The sequence below is a fragment of the Pseudomonas fluorescens NCIMB 11764 genome, assembly GCF_000293885.2.
Taxonomy (GTDB): domain Bacteria; phylum Pseudomonadota; class Gammaproteobacteria; order Pseudomonadales; family Pseudomonadaceae; genus Aquipseudomonas; species Aquipseudomonas fluorescens_B.
The window spans coordinates 3,988,675-4,006,831 of the sequence record NZ_CP010945.1 but is presented as its reverse complement, the minus strand read 5'-3'; the positions used below and the strand labels follow the sequence as shown (position 1 = coordinate 4,006,831).

Annotated in this window: 18 protein-coding genes; 5 read left to right on the top strand and 13 right to left on the bottom strand. The window is 59.0% G+C overall.

The window, feature by feature from the left end; genetic code table 11:
* Positions 1-97: 97 nt before the first annotated feature.
* Entirely contained in the window at positions 98-985 is an 888-nt protein-coding gene (locus tag B723_RS18505; protein ID WP_031318761.1) for a LysR family transcriptional regulator, read from the top strand.
* A 228-nt stretch (positions 986-1,213) separates the two neighbouring features.
* Here B723_RS18505 and B723_RS18500 read toward each other — a convergent pair whose 3' ends face one another.
* From B723_RS18500 to B723_RS18485, 4 genes are read right to left on the bottom strand one after another with little or no spacing between them, the layout of a single operon-like run.
* Positions 1,214-2,206, bottom strand: coding sequence for an NAD(P)H-dependent flavin oxidoreductase (locus B723_RS18500; protein WP_017338136.1), 993 nt, complete (start codon positions 2,204-2,206; stop codon positions 1,214-1,216).
* A 3-nt stretch (positions 2,207-2,209) separates the two neighbouring features.
* Positions 2,210-2,764: a cytochrome b gene (locus tag B723_RS18495; RefSeq protein ID WP_017338135.1), complete on the bottom strand. Its 555-nt coding sequence runs from the start codon at positions 2,762-2,764 to the stop codon at positions 2,210-2,212.
* A gap of 57 nt (positions 2,765-2,821) precedes the next feature.
* Positions 2,822-4,495 (bottom strand): cation/acetate symporter ActP, encoded by a 1,674-nt coding sequence (gene actP / locus B723_RS18490; protein WP_017338134.1) that lies wholly within the window; start codon positions 4,493-4,495, stop codon positions 2,822-2,824.
* Complete coding sequence (locus tag B723_RS18485; RefSeq protein ID WP_017338133.1) at positions 4,492-4,806, bottom strand: DUF485 domain-containing protein; 315 nt, start codon at positions 4,804-4,806, stop codon at positions 4,492-4,494. Before B723_RS18485 ends, actP begins: the two co-directional genes overlap by 4 nt.
* 260 nt (positions 4,807-5,066) lie before the next feature.
* On the opposite strand from B723_RS18485, the gene B723_RS18480 reads away from it, so the two are divergent.
* Positions 5,067-5,954 (top strand): LysR family transcriptional regulator, encoded by an 888-nt coding sequence (locus tag B723_RS18480; RefSeq protein WP_017338132.1) that lies wholly within the window; start codon positions 5,067-5,069, stop codon positions 5,952-5,954.
* Here B723_RS18480 and B723_RS18475 read toward each other — a convergent pair.
* The 4 genes from B723_RS18475 to B723_RS18460 form a co-directional block, all read right to left on the bottom strand.
* Complete coding sequence (locus B723_RS18475; protein ID WP_050558273.1) at positions 5,879-7,153, bottom strand: MFS transporter; 1,275 nt, start codon at positions 7,151-7,153, stop codon at positions 5,879-5,881. The genes B723_RS18480 and B723_RS18475 overlap by 76 nt on opposite strands.
* Before the next feature lie 142 nt (positions 7,154-7,295).
* Positions 7,296-8,579 carry an MFS transporter gene (locus tag B723_RS18470; protein ID WP_017338130.1) on the bottom strand — a complete coding sequence of 428 codons (1,284 nt, stop codon included), beginning with the start codon at positions 8,577-8,579 and terminating at the stop codon, positions 7,296-7,298.
* Between the two features lie 64 nt (positions 8,580-8,643).
* Complete coding sequence (locus B723_RS18465; protein WP_017338129.1) at positions 8,644-9,522, bottom strand: alpha/beta fold hydrolase; 879 nt, start codon at positions 9,520-9,522, stop codon at positions 8,644-8,646.
* Between the two features lie 66 nt (positions 9,523-9,588).
* Positions 9,589-10,593, bottom strand: a complete 1,005-nt coding sequence (locus B723_RS18460; RefSeq protein WP_017338128.1) for a PdxA family dehydrogenase — start codon at positions 10,591-10,593, stop codon at positions 9,589-9,591.
* A gap of 372 nt (positions 10,594-10,965) precedes the next feature.
* Between B723_RS18460 and B723_RS18455 the strand changes: the two genes are divergently transcribed.
* From B723_RS18455 to B723_RS18450, 3 genes are all read left to right on the top strand, one after another.
* The gene (locus tag B723_RS18455) at positions 10,966-11,187 is read left to right on the top strand and encodes a hypothetical protein (protein ID WP_017338127.1); all 222 of its coding nucleotides are present in this window, start codon (positions 10,966-10,968) and stop codon (positions 11,185-11,187) included.
* Positions 11,184-11,324 carry a hypothetical protein gene (locus B723_RS33355; RefSeq protein WP_017338126.1) on the top strand — a complete coding sequence of 47 codons (141 nt, stop codon included), beginning with the start codon at positions 11,184-11,186 and terminating at the stop codon, positions 11,322-11,324. Before B723_RS18455 ends, B723_RS33355 begins: the two co-directional genes overlap by 4 nt.
* Positions 11,325-11,495: 171 nt before the next feature.
* Positions 11,496-11,783, top strand: a complete 288-nt coding sequence (locus B723_RS18450; protein WP_017338125.1) for a hypothetical protein — start codon at positions 11,496-11,498, stop codon at positions 11,781-11,783.
* A 68-nt stretch (positions 11,784-11,851) separates the two neighbouring features.
* Here B723_RS18450 and dapF read toward each other — a convergent pair whose 3' ends face one another.
* From dapF to mqo, 5 genes are all read right to left on the bottom strand, one after another.
* A complete protein-coding gene (gene dapF / locus B723_RS18445; protein WP_017338124.1) occupies positions 11,852-12,667 on the bottom strand; it encodes a diaminopimelate epimerase in 816 nt (271 codons plus the stop codon).
* 58 nt (positions 12,668-12,725) lie between these two features.
* Positions 12,726-13,625, bottom strand: coding sequence for a hypothetical protein (locus tag B723_RS18440; protein WP_017338123.1), 900 nt, complete (start codon positions 13,623-13,625; stop codon positions 12,726-12,728).
* 106 nt (positions 13,626-13,731) lie between these two features.
* A complete protein-coding gene (locus B723_RS18435; RefSeq protein ID WP_031318756.1) occupies positions 13,732-14,850 on the bottom strand; it encodes a glycosyltransferase 61 family protein in 1,119 nt (372 codons plus the stop codon).
* A gap of 40 nt (positions 14,851-14,890) precedes the next feature.
* Positions 14,891-16,036, bottom strand: a complete 1,146-nt coding sequence (locus B723_RS18430; protein WP_017338121.1) for a hypothetical protein — start codon at positions 16,034-16,036, stop codon at positions 14,891-14,893.
* 246 nt (positions 16,037-16,282) lie between these two features.
* The gene (gene mqo / locus B723_RS18425; protein ID WP_017338120.1) at positions 16,283-17,929 is read right to left on the bottom strand and encodes a malate dehydrogenase (quinone); all 1,647 of its coding nucleotides are present in this window, start codon (positions 17,927-17,929) and stop codon (positions 16,283-16,285) included.
* Positions 17,930-18,157 lie beyond the last annotated feature (228 nt).

Below are 18,157 nucleotides of genomic sequence, written 5' to 3'. Positions count from 1 at the left end.
ATTCGTCTGTTTTGTTGACTTTACTAACCGTCGACAATGATCGTAAAATGATGACTCGTGATGCTATTCATCACTTTTTATGATAGGTGGCAAGATCATGGAAATGCGCCAACTGAAGATTTTCTGCGCGGTTGCCGAGCTTGGCAGCTTCACTGCGGCCGCCGTCAATGTGAATACGGTGCAGTCCAATGTCACCATGCGGGTGAAGGAGCTGGAAGCCGAACTGAACCGGGAACTGTTCATCCGCAAAAAGTCCGGGGTGGTGCTCACCTCGGCGGGCCAGACCTTCCTCGGGTATGCGCGGCGCATCCTGCAACTGACAGAAGAGAGTCGCAACGCCCTGATGGATACCGGCATTCCGGCGGGCCTGCTGCGGTTGGGCTCAATGGAAACCACCGCCGCCATCCGCTTGCCGCAAGTGCTGACGAAGTACCGCGAGAAATACCCCGAGGTTCAGTTGTCGCTGTTGACCGGGACCACTTCCGAACTGATCAAGGCGATTGAAGCGCATCGACTCGACGGCGCATTCGTCGGCGGATTCCACCAGAATTCGGCGCTGACCCAGGAAGAGGTTTTCCAGGAAGAACTGGTGCTGGTCAGCAGCAATCAGTTCCCGTCACTGCCGGCGCTGATCGAGAAAATCCCGCAGCAAACCGTACTGGTCTTCCGCACCGGCTGCTTCTACCGCTCCACCCTGGAAAACTGGTTTTATCAGGTCGGGCTGGTGCCCAACCAGATCATGGAACTGGGCACCCTCGACGGTATCCTGTCGTGCGTCGCCGCCGGCATGGGCGTGACCTTGCTGCCCAAGGCCATCGCGGAAAATTGCAGCGTACGGCATGCCATTCGTTGCCACACGCTCCCGCCGGAATTCGCCAACGTCTCGACCGTCTTCATCCGCCGAAACGACACGATGATCACCTCGGCCATGAGCGCGTTCATCGGCCTGGCACAAAACCAGATCGCCCGGCCGGCGGTGGCGTGAATAGCCGGCAATGACCAGAATGTTGTTCACTTAAGAAAATCTTCAGGCAGGCAAGAAATCTGTGGTGAAGGGATTTAGCGAAACGTCGCACCGCCCCGTTGGGTCGCGAAGCGGCCCCAGCGTCCGGCCAATTAGATTGAATTGTCCGGATTGGCGACTGCTTCGCAGCCGAACGGGGATAAATCCCCTCGCCACAATTGTGTGGAGCCCGCACTTAAGTGATCAGTATTAGGCTTTAGCGGCAAAGTTGACGGCTTCACCCTCCTCCATTGGCAACCGGCTTGTTGTCATCGGCAGCCCGGAGGCCAGCTCAACCACGCGCTCGGCCGCCGGGACGACACTGTGAATCTTGCCCACCCCCTGCCCCGCGTACAGCGACAGCTTTTTCGCCATCCGCGGTTTGTCGATCGCCCGGGCGCCGCCGCCGATGAAGCGCAGCAGGTTCCACTTGTCCCGATTGGGGATCACCCGGTGAGGCGTACCGTAGGTCCAGCCGAACGAATAACCGGTCCGGTACTCGGTGTCATCCGTCGTCGCTTCCACGATCTTTTGTTTGTAGAGCGGGTGCGCATTCGACTCGTCGGTGGCGATAAACGCCGTGCCCACCACCACACCTGACGCACCGAGCGACATCAGCGCCCGGACATCATCGCCCGCCACGATACCGCCCGCGGCCAGGACCGGTCGCCCCTCCGAAACACCCAGGATTGAGGACAACAGCGGCATGATGCCGATGGTGCCCCGGTTCAAATGACCGCCACTTTCACTGCCTTGCGCCACGAGAATGTCGGCGCCTTGTGCAATGGCAATCCTGGCAAGTTCAACCGACCCCACCTGCACCATGACCGTCAGCCCCGCGTCCTTCGCTCGGGGAATCATGTCGGCGGAATAGGCCTCGGCGTAAAACAGTGAAAGCAGTCGCGGTTTTTCTTCCAGCACCACCTGAAACTGCGCTTCGAAAACGTCCGGGCCGCCGAACTGTGGAACAAGGTTCACACCAAAAGGCTTATCGGTCAGTGCACGGGTTTCCTGTATCCACCGGCGCAAGGTCAGCGGCGGCAGACGCAAACCGCCCAGCACCCCCATCCCCCCGGCATTGGCCACCGCCCCCACGAGCTGCGGGCCGGAAATGGCTGCCATGCCACCGAGAAAGATCGGGTACTTCACGCCGCACAGTCGAGTGATGGCGTTTCCTGCAAAATCGGATCTGGCTTCGTTCATGACTCACAGCTCCACATGTTTTCCAAGCATCCGCTTGAGCGTGTTGTTCTTCAGGAGAAAGTGATTCTTGACCGCACCGAAGACATGCAAGGCCAGCCCCGCGAGAAACGCCGAAGCGCCAATATCGAACAGCACATCAACGACATGTTTGAGTCCGGCGTGAGTGGGCAAGAGCGTTGGAATGGAGAATCCTCCAGGCAAAACCACGGCCTCGCCGCCCGCCGAACGGGAAGCCCAGACTGCTATCGGCAGCAGCACCATCGCCAGGGCGAGCGCCACCGCAACCGAACGGCTGATGATGACCTCGATGGGATTCGGCGTGCCCACGGGCAGCGGATGGTAAGAGGTGATCCTGGCCCAGAATCGATAGACCGACACCAGAAACAGAATCAGCCCCACCAGGTTTTGCATGTGGGCAAGCGGCATCCGCGCGGCGTCGCTGGAGGCCTGGTCGATCATCAGCTGCAAGCCGACGATCGCCAGCAGCGACAGCGCCACGACCCAGTGCAGCGCCACGGTGATGGGTGAAAACCTTAAGCCATTGTCTCGAAGTTGCATGGCAGACTCCTTTTGGCAGAGTGCGCAAATCAGGATAGGAAAATGACGGGCTGTGTCTTAATGATTGACAGCCTGCGAGGCCCCGAGGCCGGTCTGGGCACGGATGAGTTGGTCATCGAAACGCTCCCGCTCCAGCACGGCCTCGCTGCTGCGATCGGTGACCGAGCCAAGCCAGGTAAAGAAGAACGCCACGTTCATCGAAATGATCGCCGGGTAGTCGAAGGGGAAAATAGCCTCGGGGTTGCCCAGCACCTTGACCCACACCGCCGGCGAGAGAATCACCAGGCTGACCGAGCTCACCAGTCCGGCGATGCCACCGATCAATGCCCCTCGCGTCGTCAGCCCTTTCCAGTACATCGAAAGCGCGAGAATCGGGAAGTTGACCGAGGCCGCTACGCCAAACGTCAGCGCCACCAGGAAGGCGATGTTCTGGTCCTTGAACAGGATGCCCAGCACCACCGCAACGATACCGATGCCGACCGAAGCGATCCGCGAAACACGGCGCTCGTCTTTCGCTTCGGCCCGGCCTTTCTTGAAGACCATGACGTAGAGGTCATGGGAAATCGCCGAGGTCCCCGCCATCGTCAGTCCGGAGACCACCGCCAGGATCGTGGCAAACGCAACCGCGGAGATGAAGCCCAGTAACAGGTCGCCCCCCACCGCTTTGGCCAGGTGCATCACCGGCATGTTGCCACCGCCGATGAGCTTGCCACCCAGAATGCCGGACTCGTAGAACGCCGGATCGCGCCCGACGATCACGATCGCCGCCAGCCCGAGCACCGCAACGATCAGGTAGAAGAAGCCGATGAAACCCGTCGCGATGAACACCGATTTACGCGCTTGCCGTGCATCCGGCACGGTGAAAAAACGCATGAGGATATGCGGCAATCCGGCCGTGCCGAACACCAGGCCCAGGGACAGCGAGATCAGCGCCAACGGATCGGCCACCAGTTTGCTGGGCAGCAGGATCAGTTCACCATCGTGATGAGCGGCCACCGCCTGAGTGAACAACTGTTCGAAGGAAAACCCGAACTTGCTCAGCGCCAATACCGCCAGCAAGGTTCCGCCCACCAGCAACAGCCCGGCCTTGATGATCTGCACCCACGTGGTGGCGACCATCCCGCCAAACGTGACGTAGACCGCCATCAACAACCCGACCGCGATCACCGCATAGTTGTAGGGCAGACCGAACAGCAGCTGGATCAACTGCCCTGCGCCCACCATCTGCACCACCAGATAGAAGCACACCACGGTCAACGAACCGAAGGCTGTCAGGGTGCGAATCCGGTTTTGATCGAGTCGAAAAGACGCAATGTCCGAGAGCGTAATACGCCCCAGATTGCGGATGCGCTCGGCAAACAGGAACAACAGCAATGGCCAGGCAACGAAGAAGCTGATCGAGTACAGCACCCCATCGAAGCCGTTGAAGAAAATCATGCTGGTGACACCCAGTAACGCAGCCGCCGACATGTAGTCCCCGGCCAGCGCCAGGCCGTTCTGGAAGCCTGTGATGCCGCCGCCGGCGTTGTAGAAATCGTCCATCGACTTGGTCTTGTTGGCCGCCCAGTAAGTAATGCCCAACGTCGTCAGCACGAAGACGAGGAACATCGCAATGGCGGTGATGTTGAGGGGTTGTTTTTCAACCGCCTGCAAGGTGTCGGCCGCCGAGGCGCACGTGGCTGCCGCGCTCAGGAGAGCAGGAACAATGAGGTAGCGAAGAAGGGTTTTCATACGATGGCTCCTTCGCGAATTTCTGTGGTGAGGGCGTCGAACTCACCATTGGCCCGAAGGATGTACAGGCCCGTAAACAACCAGGCCCCGACGATGAAGGCAACGCCAAGCGGCCAGCCTATGTTGATGACGCTGGTCGCAGAAAGCTTCTGCGCCAGCAGGTGCGGCGCGAACGCGGCGATGAGGATGAACGTGAAGTAAGGAACGAGGGTGGCGGCGACAAGACAAGCGACGAACCTTCGCTGCCTTGAGACCAATTCCTGATACCGGGGATGGTTGCGAATTCTGGCTGATTCGATTGCATGGTTCACGTTGACTCCGTGTAGCAGTGGAAGCGTTTATTGTTGTTCCACAGCCTCAATTCGAAGACTCGATTTGCCACTGGCTGCGGGGTATTTGCACCCTCAACCTATGCCTGGCACCGAATCATGTAAAACGATCATTAATGATGCTTGTGATCTGTTTTGATGAACCAGCCATTGCCTATTCTTGCCATTGCGATTTGCGAAACCCAATCTCCTCAACGTGTATTATTCGAGTCAGTTATTGCTTTTAGAGATAGGTGAATTTGATGGATATGACGGACCTCAAGGTGGTTGACGCGGTCGCGCGGCACGGCAGCATGAACAAGGCGGCCAGCGAACTGAATACCGTGCAGTCGAACGTGTCGGCAAGGATTCGAGCGCTGGAAGAGGAGCTGGGGGTGGCGCTGTTTCAACGCAGCGCCCGAGGTGTCCAGATCACGCCGGCCGGGCGGCGGATCCTGCCCTTCGCCGCGCGCCTGTCGAAGCTGCTCTTCGATGCCTCCAGCGCCGCGCGCGACGATGGACACCCAAGGGGCGTATTCGAGATCGGTACGCTGGAGACGACGCTGGCGCTGCGTCTGCCACGACTGATCGCCAGGTTCGCCAAGGCCTACCCTGACGTTCGCCCGCTGATTCGCACCGGCACCACGTGCAGCCTGATCCAGGGGGTCATCGACTGTAAGCTCGAAGGCGCGTTTGTGGTGGGACCGGTCAATCACCCGGAGTTACTGAGTGAACCAGCCTTCCGCGAAGAGCTGGTTTTAGTAACGTCTACCGCGATCAATCGCCTGGACGAAGTCGCCTCCGTCGACAACCTGAAGACCGTCGTCTTTCGAATCGGTTGTTCCTATCGCCAACGCCTGGATTCCCTGCTGACCCGGTTGGGCGTCCCGGCGCCCGAGCCACTTGAGTTCGGATCGATCGAAGCCATCGTTGCCTGCGTTTCCGCCGGCGTCGGCGTCACATTGTTACCCAGAGGCGTTGTCGCCAGTGCGTTGCGCGACGGGTTGGTCAACGTGCATAAGCTGACACCGGATATCGCCGACGTAGAGACGGTATTTGTCCGGCGCATCGATGGCTATTTTTCCAGCGCGCTATCGACCTTTCTGGACAGCGCCCGACTGGACGGGGTGCCGGCGCTCGAGCCCATGTAGCGATAGCTGATCCAGCCGTTCATTCCGGCACATATCAGTAACAGCGCGGCCGTCACCAGGAACACATGATGCAAGCCGAAGTGAGCGCCAATCTGCCCACCGATCAGTGGCCCGATCACCTGCCCGGAAAACTGCGCCGATTGCAGATAACCGAGGATTTTCCCGGTGTTGTGCTCTTCGACCGAATGCCGGATCAGCTTGGCAATCGCCGGCAGCAGGCCTGCAAGGGTCATCCCCATGACACCGCGCAAAACCGCCAGTTGCCACCATTGCGTGACGAAGGCCTGGGGCACCATGACCATCCCCGTCAACAGCAGACAGCCGATGATCACGTTCCAGCTGCCGACCCGGTCTGCCAGCGCCCCCAGCTTGGCGGCGGTCAAAATACTGCCCAGCGCTGAAGCGGCCATGACAAAACCCGCGACACGGGCCTGACGATCCAACGGCACGCCGAGGTCGCCGATGTAGACGGTGATGATCGGCTCGATCGACATATTGGCCAGGAGCACCATCATTGCGGTCACGAGCAGTGCGCCGATGACCGGCCATTTCGAACCCGTCTCCTCAGGCTGGTTTTTCTTGCCCCGCTGTCTCGCATCCGCCACACGATCGAAGTCCTCGCGCACCAGCAGGATGGTCGCAAAGGCAGCGACCGCGATCATCCCGCCACCGACGAAAAACGTGCCGCGGATACCCACGAACTCCGGCAGGAAACCGCCCACCAACGGCCCGATCAGGTTGCCGGACAAGGCGCCCGTGGACAAAACCCCCAAGGCCCAACCGGCCCGTTCCCGTGGAACCTGGGAGCCGATCATGACAATCGAGGCGGACGCGTAGCCACCGATGAGGCCAGCGAAGAGGCGCAGTGCGACCAGTTCGGTCACGTTGTGCGCCAGCCCGATCAGCGACATCACAACGGCCATGCCGATGGCCGCTCTGACCAGCATGGGTTTGCGGCCATAGCGGTCAGCCAGGCGCCCCCAGATCGGGGCCGTCACAGCGGTCCCCAGGAACGTCGCGCCGAAGGCCACCGCCGACCATTGCACCACGTCAGCCTGCGCCGTAACGCCCAGTTGCTGGACGTACAGCGGCAAGAAGGGCAACAACATGCTCAGGCTGACCAGCGTAGTGAACGAGCCGAAAACACACACTGCCAGGTTTCGGCGCCAGTACTTCTGGTTACGATCGGAATAATTCACGTGCAATGGCGTTCCGCTTTGATCGAATGGAAAGTCGCTCTCAAGACAGGTAAACCCTACGCAGGCGCAGATATCTTAAGAAGCGAATTAATTCGATCAGGGTTATCTCCATTAAAGATAACCATCCGAAAACGCCCGGACTTCAGCTCTGGGTCGCAGGCGCGCTCGAATGCACCAATGAAACGGGCTCCGGCGCCGGCTCGTCGTCCAGCTTGATGAACATGGCCAATATCGGCCCCATCAGCACCACGGCGATCGACGCGCCGAATGCCACTGACCAGTTATTGCCGGTGATGTCCAGCAACCAGCCGATCACCACCGGCGACACCGCACCGGCCAAGGCCATGCCGGTGAAGGTGCAGGCGCTGGAAGTCGCGGAGTGGGCGTGGGACACCTCGGTGCCAATCACCCAGAGCGGCGAGTCGGCCAGTTCCGAGCAGAAGAACGAGAAGCTCAGGCCGCAGGCGCAGATCATCAGGTCGTGGGTGAACATCAGCGGAATCAGGCCAATGATCGAGGCCAGGAAGCCGAAGATGATCAGGTCGCGACGTGAGCGCAGGCGGTTGCCGGTGACCTTGAAACGCCAGTCCGAGAGCATGCCGCCGACCGCGGTGCCGACCGTTCCGCCGAGCAGCACGAAGGTCGAAAACATGGCGGTGTGGGTCAGGTCCATGCCGTAGCGCTGGGTGAAGAACGACGGAATCCAGTTGAGGAAGAACCACAACACCCAGCCGTGGCAAAAACAGGTGGCGGCCGCCGGCCAGACCCTGCGCAGCATCTGCGGCCAGTTGACCGGAGCGGCGACCACAGGCGCCACCGGTGCAGCGGCCGTGGCCTCGACCAGTTTCTTCGACTCGCTGAGGCTGAAATACATCACGAACATGTAGATCAGTGTCACCACGCCGAGGATGACAAAGGTCATGCGCCAGGAAAACTGGATGATCATGAACGTCACGATCAACGGTGCCAGTGCGTTGGCCAGGCGTCCGGACGCATGCATCATGCCCTGGGCCGTGCCGCGCTGAGTGACGGGGATGGCGCGAGCGATCATGCGCGCCGCGGTCGGGTAGATCGGCGCTTCGCCGATGCCGACCACGAAACGGGCAATCACCAGCACCACCAGACCGCTGACCAGGCCCGTGGCAATGGTCGCGACCGACCAGATAATGCCGTAGAGCAACATCGCCTTGCGCGAACCGATCCGGTCGCTGAACCAGCCGCCGGGAATCATGAAGCAGCTGTAGGCGATGGCAAACGCGGAAAACATCATGCCCAGATTAGTGTTGCTGAAACCCAGCTCTTTACTGATCGTCGGTGCGGCGACCGCGAGGTTGGTGCGGTCCACGTACATGATGAAGGCCATGACGCACAGCAACACGAAGGTCAGCGTTGCCCTGCGTTTTTGCGCAAGCGTAGTCGGAATCATTTTTTTCCACCTTTTTTTATAGTTGTAGTGGGCAGGCGGTCATCCCGGACCGCCTGTCATGGCGTTACTTGAAGAAGCCGCTGAGCACCTCGTAGGTCTCGTCCGGGCACTCTTCCTGCAAGTAGTGCCCCGAAGGCACCGTGGCGGTCTGCACAATGTTGGTGGCGTAGCGGCTCCAGATTTGCGCGGCGTTGTGGTTGCGGCCAACACCGCCCTTCTCGCCCCAGAGGATCAGCGCCGGGTTATCGATACGCCGGCCGGCGTCGAAGTCAGCGGTGTCCATGTCCAGGTCGATGCCGAACGTGGCGCGATAGTCTTCGCACATGGCGTGGGTGGTGGCCGGGTTCTTGATGCAGCGGATGTAATCGGCCAGTGCTTCGGGCCCGAAGAAGCTGGTGCCCTGGTCGGTCTTCGACAGTTTGCGCAGGATGAAGAACTCCGGATCGGCGTTCATCATGCGCTCCGGCGTCGGCGCGTCCTGGGTCATGAAGAACCAGTGCCAGGAGAATTTGCCCCACTGACGCGTGACGTTGTTGAGCAAGTAATGCTGCGGCAGCATGTCGACGAAACCCGCTTTCAACACCTTGTCGCCGTGGTCCAGGCACATGCGATGCAGCACCCGCGCACCTCGGTCATGGCCGGCGGCATAGAACTGCTCGAAGCCCAGCGACTGCATGACTTCGACCTGATCCTGGGCCATGGCACGGAACGAATACGCCGAATGATCACCGCCGCCCTCCGGTTTGGAGCTGTCGCCATAGCCGCGCAAGTCGGTGCAGACCACGGTGAAGTCCCTGGCCAGGCGTGGTGCGATCTTGTGCCAGGACAGGTGATTGAACGGGTTGCCGTGCATCAGCAGCAAGGGCGGGCCTTCGCCACCCACGACAGTAACGATGTCAGCGCCGCTGGTTTTGGTGATGGTTTTGGTGAAATTCTCGAACATGGTCTCAGCCTCTATGGGTATGCCTGGCCTGGGCGTTACGCCCTGCTCTTGTTGTTCGTGGAGGGCTCAGCGTTTGAGCTTGCGCGCGGCAGCGTTATCGCTGGCCACGCGGAACGCAGCAGCCATGGCACCGACGTCGGCGATGCCTTTGCCGACGATGTCGTACGCCACGCCATGGGCCGGGGTGGCATAGACGGTCTTGAGGCCACCGGTCAGGGTCACGCCGGACGAAAAGCCCAGCAGCTTGGTCGCGATCTGGCCCTGGTCGTGATACATGATCACCACCGCGTCAAAATCGCCGTTGCGCGCCTTGATGAATACCGTGTCGGAAGGAAACGGCCCTTCGCAGACCAGGCCTTTCAAACGCAAGGCTTCAAGGGTCGGGCGAATGATCGTGATCTCTTCGTCACCGAACAGACCGTTCTCGCCGCCATGGGGATTGAGCGCGGCGACACCGATTCGCGGGGCGTCGTTGCCCAGTGCGCGCAAGGTGTCGTGGGCCAGTTGCAATGCGCCTTCGATGCGATCCGGCTGCACCATGTCGACGGCCTTGCGCAGGGCCACATGGGAGGTCACGCGGAAGGTCGAGAACTGCGGGATGATGTTGACCTCACCGAAGTAACCGACGTGTTCGGTCCAGGCTGCAAACATCTGGTGCTCGTCGTGATAATGCCAGCCACCGCGATGCAGGCCAGCCTTGTTCAGCGGCGCGAAGCAGATGCCGTCCAGCTCACCGGCCAGGGCCATGTCGGTCATGATCTTCAGGGTTTCGCCGGTCAGCCGACCCGATTCTGCGTTGACCACACCACGTTCATACAAGGCCGGGTCAACGTTGTGCAGATCGATCAGCGGCACGGCCGCCTGGGTGTGGTCGGCCTCGCTCAGGTGGGTGATTTTCCGGTAGGGAATGCGCCGATCAGCATCGCGCATGCCCAGTTCGAGCACCCGCTCGTCACCAATGATCACCACATCCGCCCGCTCACGTGCCTCAGGTGTCGACAACAGCTTGACGACCAACTCAGGGCCAATGCCGGTTACATCGCCGAGCATAAGTCCAATCAGGGGTTTCATCAGATTCTCTCCAGTCCGGTCAAGATGTGTCTTTCTTGTTATCGGGAGCGCCTGGGAGTAAGCCCGGGTTTGCGGGCCGACGCCTGGGTGCAACCGCTGTGGTCATCCTAGGCCGACGGGGTGTGCCTTCAAGGTGCAAAACGTGGGGTGGGCGTTCACAGACTGTGGTTTGAGCGGGGTCACCCAGACCTTATTTTCTGAGGGATCGTCTTCTGTGAAGGGACGCCGGATGGTAAAAACTCATGGCGCAGCGCTTTGTTTGAAGCGCCTCGAAAAGGATCACCTCGGTGAAGTCACCCGCCACACCCGATTCACGTACTCCAGCCGAGTCGGGCCTGAGCCTGCAAACCCGGATGATTGCGCTGGTGGCCAATGCCGCTATGGTTGCAACCGTTCAATGAACAATTCCGTATTATCGGAAGCGACGGTCAGCCTCTCGCTTTTGTGCCCTATTACATCAGGGATGAGGCCGGTCAGGTTGACACCGGATTTTCCGACGAATCAGGGCATACGCCACGTATTGCAACAAAAAAACAGGAAACACTGGAGATTACGACCGGCGTGGCGGCACTGGAAAAGTGGGGTGACGCATGACTGAGTTCTCCTGCAAAATTCCGACAAATCAACAAGCCGGCTCGGTGAGCAATGTCTCTGGCTACCCAATGCCTGCCAACATTCACATGTTTGTTGTCGTCGATGAGATCGGTAAAGATGGCTTTCTGGTGAGATGAATTTATGCCTCTCCAGACAACCCTCACTTAATTGCCAAAAATCGCCGCGGTTGGCATTGAAACAGGTCCTGGAGCAGTCGTCAGTGGTGCGGTTGGAGGGATTAAATTCGGTACCGCTGGTTATTTTGGAGCTAGTTGGCTCACCGAATTTCTTCAGGACTGAGGCCGATAATGAACATTTTCAGTCGTATCAAGACCTTCCTAAAGCAAGAGCCAGAAGAGCAGTTTGTCGGATATTCAGTACCAGAACTGAAATCAGTTTTCGCTAAAGCTTCATTACCCCGTAATAGTTTTCTGCTCCCCCCTGGAACTAACTCCGCCCAGGCTTACTACAACGACAACTATTTCCATCCCTTTTTCACTGAACTGAGTGACTTAGAAAGACTCGCGTATTACGCAAGATTTGAAGCAACGGATGAGTGGATCAAAGCCTTGGACCTAATGTATGACGTTGAATGAATTATTCCATTCAGGTCTGCTTCGAGGCCCAACGGGGAGCTCCTCTGGTTATCACGAAAAAGCAGTAATCAAATTTTCAATAAGCCGTCCGCAATTGTGCCCGAAAAACTCGCCTCCACCGGCCCAACGAGCAACACCGCCCCCGCGCCATCCCATTGAACAATTACAGTCCCGCCATCACACTCAACCTCAACGGATTCATCCAACAAGCCCCGACGAATCCCATTAACAACAGCCCCACAACAGCAAGAACCCGAACCAAGCGGAATCCCGCCCCCGCGCTCCCAGATGCGCAATCGAATGTGTTGGCGGTCAATGATCTGAACGAAATGCACGTTCGTTTTGAGTGGAAACAACGGATCGGTTTCGATGACGGGGCCAATTGCCGCGATATCAATCGCCGTCAGATCATCCACAAAAAAAGTGCAATGCGGATTGCCCATGCTGCATGCGGTCGGGCCACCTTCCAGAGGCAGCACGAGCGTGTCCATTTCCTGAGCCAAAGGAACATCCGACCAGGTAAAAAGCGGCACTCCCATGCTGACCGAAATGGCGCCGGTGGAGGTTCGTTCACAGCTCAGCAATCCACGGTTGGTGCGGAGCGCTATCGAGGTGGAATTGGCTTCACGCATCAGCCTGTCCGCGGCACCGCGGGTTGCGCTGCCGCACACATCCAGCGGCGAGCCATCGGCGTTCCAGAACTCCAGGCGTGCGGCGGCGTCATCGCAATCGAGTAGCACCGCGAGCTGATTGAATCCGATGCCTCGGTTGCGATCGCCCATTCGCCGAGCGATGGCGCTGGTCACTGGGTTGGCGGAGTTTCGTGCGTCGACAATCACGAAGTCATCGCCATTGGCGTGCATCTTGTGAAAACTCAGCGGCATAAACAGATCCTGGCGAGGCGGCAAGTGGGATGGATCTAGCCCCATTCGCAACGCTTTTTCAAGCTGGCCGCGAATAGCGCTCGATCACCCCGCAGCCAAGAATTTCGCTCAGGCGTTTCCCATCGCTCATCCGGCGAAACAACCCCGGCGTCTGCCACGGCGCGTAACCGTCGATGTTGGGGGCGCCCAACCCGGCCATCACGTCGGCGATCAGCACCGAGCGTGTCTCGAACGAGATCCGCGTCAGGCCGGTGCTGTTGCCGACGCCGGCATGGGCATGAGCCCCGGAAAAGGCGATGAGGCTGCCCGGCTCGATCTCGACGGCAATCCCCTCCTCCGAATCAATCGCCTCCAGCAGGTGCGGGATGGCCTCGTCGGCGTCCACCGCATTGCGCCCATCCTGATGGGAGCGCTGCAGAATGGCGCGCATATCGAAGGTGACACTCGAGTTGAGCAGCGGCCGTTGCCACAGGCCGGGGTATAACGCGAACGTCCGCCCGGCCGTGACCGGATAAACCGGCGCCCACCAGTTGGTCTGCGCGTACAGGTTCGAGCCCCATGTGTCGCGGTGGAAGGCGATGGTGGCCGTGGTGCGGGCGCGTGGGGTGAGCTGCTCGGGTTCCCGATGGGGCTGGAAACGCAGGTGCAATCGATCACACGCCAGAGAATCCGGGGTCAACCCGAGCTGTTCGATGACGGCGCGCCATAGACGCTGGATCTCGGCCGAGCGAGCGAATTCGTTCTGGCATTTGGCGAACAGAACTGTCTGCTGTTCGTGGTTCAAGTGGCGATGGATATGTTGTGGCAGCCAGGGATGCAGCGCGTCTTCGACGAATGCACGGGTGAACCCGACCAGCGCGTTCATTGCCGGTAAATCCGCGGCAAGCAGGATGTCGCCGGCGTAGACACGGTCGTGGAAGTGGCGAGCGGTGCCCGGGCGAGCAAGCAGGCTGTACATGACCAGAGGTTCCCTGAAGAGGCGTCCTCGACTGTAGATCTGCCCCCATCGTTACGAAAGTGGCAGATCGGGTAAAAAAATACGGATCAGCAGGCCATGGCAGCCGTCATGAAGGAAACAGGTCGAGTGTGCGCTCCACCTCTTCAATATCGATTTTGAAGCCATCGCCCTCAGGCGTTCCGACCACAAAACCAAAGTTCTGCTGGTCACGATCCGTCAGGTATTTGAAATAACTGACGAAGCGGTTCGGTGGCTGCAGCGTCAGCAACGAACCTCCCTTCTGCAGCACATTGACGCCATGTACCAGCTGGCTGCCTTCGACCCCGATCACGGTCCGCGCTCCGGCGCAGGTGGCCACGATGGTCGGGACGTCGGTTTTCAAAGGATCGAGTACGCGAAACCCTCGAGTCTTGCGCAGATGTTCGGCGATCTCGAGTTCGTTGCGCAAAAGGCGCAAGTCACCGGCGCTACCGCGAAGAATGAACACGCCAGGGTGATCCTCGTGGCTCACGTGCGACAGCAGTTTTTCACCCATGGCCCGGTAACGCAGGTGCCTGCTTTGGTTGTTGCTGAAATCGTCGAACAGCACGAGCTCATGAAAAAACGCGCCGTTCAAGCGGACGGGCTTCATGCCCAGCCAGTCTTCGTACGCGAGGGTCTGGGCAGACAGAGGAAACCGGGCGGAGGGCGCGGTGGTCACCGGGACGCCCTCGTCGCAGGCCAATGGATAGGTCGGGAAGTCTTCCATCAACCGCGTGCCAAACCAGGTGTTTCCATTTTGCGTGCAGAAGACGGCCCCGCGGTCGATCTCGTTCTCCACGACAATGCGCGGAAACCTGCCAGGTTTCAGAGACAACCAGAAACTTGCGTTGTCCTTGTAGAGCGCCCCATCGATCAGCCAGACATTCTCGAGCAAGTAACCCCGTGTCGGGCCTTGGACCACTTCACCCAGCCCTTCCATCGTGCGCGCGGGATGCTCGAACGGGTAAAAGCGCTTTGCCTCCCATCCCGTCACCCGTTCCATTTGACCGGGCAGGAAGAAAGCGGGTGGAGAATACGATACGCCACCCGGCGCAACGTCCCAGCGTTTGACCGCCAGGCTTTTCAGGTTGATCTCTGCCTTGCGCGCAAGTCTTTTCCTCGCCATGTGCCTGTAGGCAGCAAGGGTCCATTTCCTTCGATTGCCTGCGGGCGAAGCAGTGATTGGCGAGACATCGCTTTCCATGAAAAGTCCTCCCTTCAGGACAGAGTGTCCTGAAAAATACTCAGCTGGATGGAATCCTTTCCATAACGGGTGGGGTCTGCAAGTTAGCGTAGCGACTGCGCAAGGTTTCGAGGAACTGTTCGCCCGAATTCTGGGCGCAGTAGAGATAAATCTTGTGCAGCCCGCCGAATACCATTTCATGATAGCGGCTGGCGGCTTCTTCATCGCTGGGCCCGTCAGGCAAGCCAAGGTGAAGGGTCAACTCCTTTCCTTCGGCAGCGAAAAGCGGCGTGTCCCACAGGAATCTGGCGACACCGGTCTTGGGCAGATGCAGAAACATGTAAGCGTGGTTACCCAGGGAATCAACGTCACCGCCGCGCCTTCTTTTCCATCTCAGCAGTCCATCATCAGGTCGGGCCACGCAAAGACCGATGTCGTAATAATCGAAGCCTTCATTGATCGCCGATTCAAGCGCCATGAACGTGGTAATCGCGTTGACTTCGCCCAGCCGTTTGGCATCTGAAAAAATCGCCTCGGTGTATCCGAAGCGCAGCGTGCTCCAGTAGCGTTTTCCGCCACGCGTCACGACGCAGCCAAGGTGACAGCCAATCACCTCGCCCTCCCGCTCGATAAGGTCAAGCCGCCCGACAGTCCTGGCTATCCTGAACACTTCCTCGGTCGGAAATTGCGCAGCGTGGATGCCTTGCCTCGCCAGGGCATAAGGCCGCAGCATGTCCCTGTCGGCCTGTGCAATTTCTTCATCCAGCAGCGCCGGCCTCATGTGATAGAGCGGTCGGTTCTTGCGGATGTTTCGGCGCAATTCACTGTCGTACTTTGCGGTGATGTCTTCGATCGATCGCCCCAACGGAACGACAGCACTCAGGTACAAGGGAACAGACAAAGCCCCCGGGGTCCGCACTTCACTGACCACCACCACATGATTCGACGCGGCGGCTACCGGCTCGCCGTCAGTCACAGGGATATTTTTCCCGCCGATGAGCAGCTTGGCCATCTCCCGCTGCTGTTTCCTTCCGATATAGAGAATCTCGTAAGGGCTGTCCTTCTGCAGCCTGAACCTGGCAACCTCCCAGCGCCAGACACACGCCCGTCCAAGGATGTCTTGCCACCAGTTTGCAGCGTTCCGTATCTCATACCGCATTGAAGGCGAGATGAGTTTTCGGATAACGGCCGCCACGTTCTCTTTCATTGCTTCGTCATCCTTGTGGGTTTTCTGTGCAGATCAGAAAAAGATCATGACTGAACTTCAAGAGGCGTGTTTAAACCTTGATATTGAAGGCATATTTTGTAAGGCAACGCTCGCAGATTCAGTACTAGTAAAGATCAAGGTAGAGGGTTTGCAAGCGACATGCCGGTCTTTCCGTTTGAAACTCCCGTTCACAAAAAAGCCCACTGACCGTCATCGGTTCAGTGGGCTTTTCGATTACGCCTCTGGTTACAGAGCCATATCGCTCGCAGCGTTGGCTTTCGGTGCCTTTGGCGCCTCGGCCGGAGCAGCAGCCGGAGCCGCCACCTGACCGATTGCAGGCGGTGGAGTCAGCTGCAACACCTTGGCGGTGTAGGCCCACTCTTCAGCCACTTTTTCAGGGCTGCCATTCAGCTGAGTGCCGTAGCTCGGCACGATCTGGTGCAGCTTTTCCTGCCAGGCAGGCGAAGCCACCTTGTCCTTGAACACTTTCTGCAGCACGGTCAGCATGATCGGCGCAGCAGTCGAGGCACCCGGCGAAGCGCCCAGCAGACCGGCGATGGAGCCGTCAGCGGAAGCCACGATTTCGGTGCCCAGTTTCAGCACGCCACCGGCCGCTTCATCACGCTTGATGATTTGCACGCGCTGGCCGGCTTGCCACAGGCGCCAGTCTTCAGCCTTGGCGTTCGGGAAGTATTCTTTCAGGGCGTTGAGGCGGTCTTCATCCGACAGCATCAGTTGGCCGGCGAGGTACTCGACCAGCGGGTATTCCTTGATGCCGACCTTGGTCATTGGCCACACGTTGTGCGTGGTGGTCGTGGTCAGCAGGTCCAGGTACGAGCCTTCCTTGAGGAACTTGGTGCTGAAGGTCGCGAATGGGCCAAACAGGATGACGCGCTTGCCGTCCAGGACACGGGTGTCCAGGTGCGGAACCGACATTGGCGGAGCGCCAACGGAGGCCTTGCCGTACGCCTTGGCCAGATGTTGCTCGGCGATGGTCGGGTTCTCGGTCACGAGGAACGAGCCGCCGACCGGGAAGCCTGCGTATTCCTTGGCTTCAGGAATGCCGGACTTCTGCAGCAGGTGCAGGGCACCGCCGCCCGCGCCGATGAACACGAACTTGGCGTCGGTTTCGGATTTAGTGCCGTCTTTCAGGTTCTTGTAGCTGACGCGCCAGGTGCCGTCTTCGTTCTTGGTGATGTCTTGCACTTCGCTAGACAGTTTCAAGTCGAATTTCGGGGTCGTTTGCAGGTGCGCAACGAACTGGCGAGTGATCTCGCCGAAGTTCACGTCGGTGCCGATCGGGGACCAGGTGGCCGCGATTTTCTGGTTCGGGTCGCGCCCTTCCATCATCAGCGGGACCCACTTGGCGATCTGCGCCGGGTCTTCCGAATACTGCATGCCGGCGAACAGCGGGCTCGCTTGCAGGGCTTCGTAGCGCTTTTTCAGGAACTTGATGTTGTCATCGCCCCACACAAAGCTCATGTGCGGTGTGGAGTTGATGAACGAACGCGGGTTCTTCAGCACGCCTTGCTGAACCTGCCAGGCCCAGAACTGACGGGAAATCTGGAACGCTTCGTTGATTTCAACGGCTTTCGGGATCGAGACGTTGCCTTTGTCGTCTTCCGGTGTGTAGTTCAACTCGGCCAGGGCAGAGTGACCGGTACCGGCATTGTTCCAGCCGTTGGAGCTTTCCAGGGCGACGCCGTCGAGGCGCTCGATCATTTCCATCGAAGTGCCAGGTTCCAGCTCGTTGAGCCAGACACCGAGGGTCGCGCTCATGATGCCGCCGCCGATGAGCAATACATCGACTTTCTTTGCCTCTTCCGCGTGAACGGACGTGATCCCCATCGACAAAGCCAGCCCCAGCAGGGCCGTGTTCATTTTCTTAAACATCTGTAGCACCTTTGATAAAACGCCATCCGCCCTTCCATCTTCACTCACAAGCCCTTGTTTTACGGCATTCAGGCAGGATGTCGTGGGTACTCGTACATGAAGACTGAGAGGGTGGGCACACAAGGCCGACGTGTTCCATCGACCTCAGTTTATATGTCCCTTCTGAACTGACTTTTTATCTTTATTGGCTTCAGCTACTTGAGCGACAGTGATTCTGTTGGCGCGTCT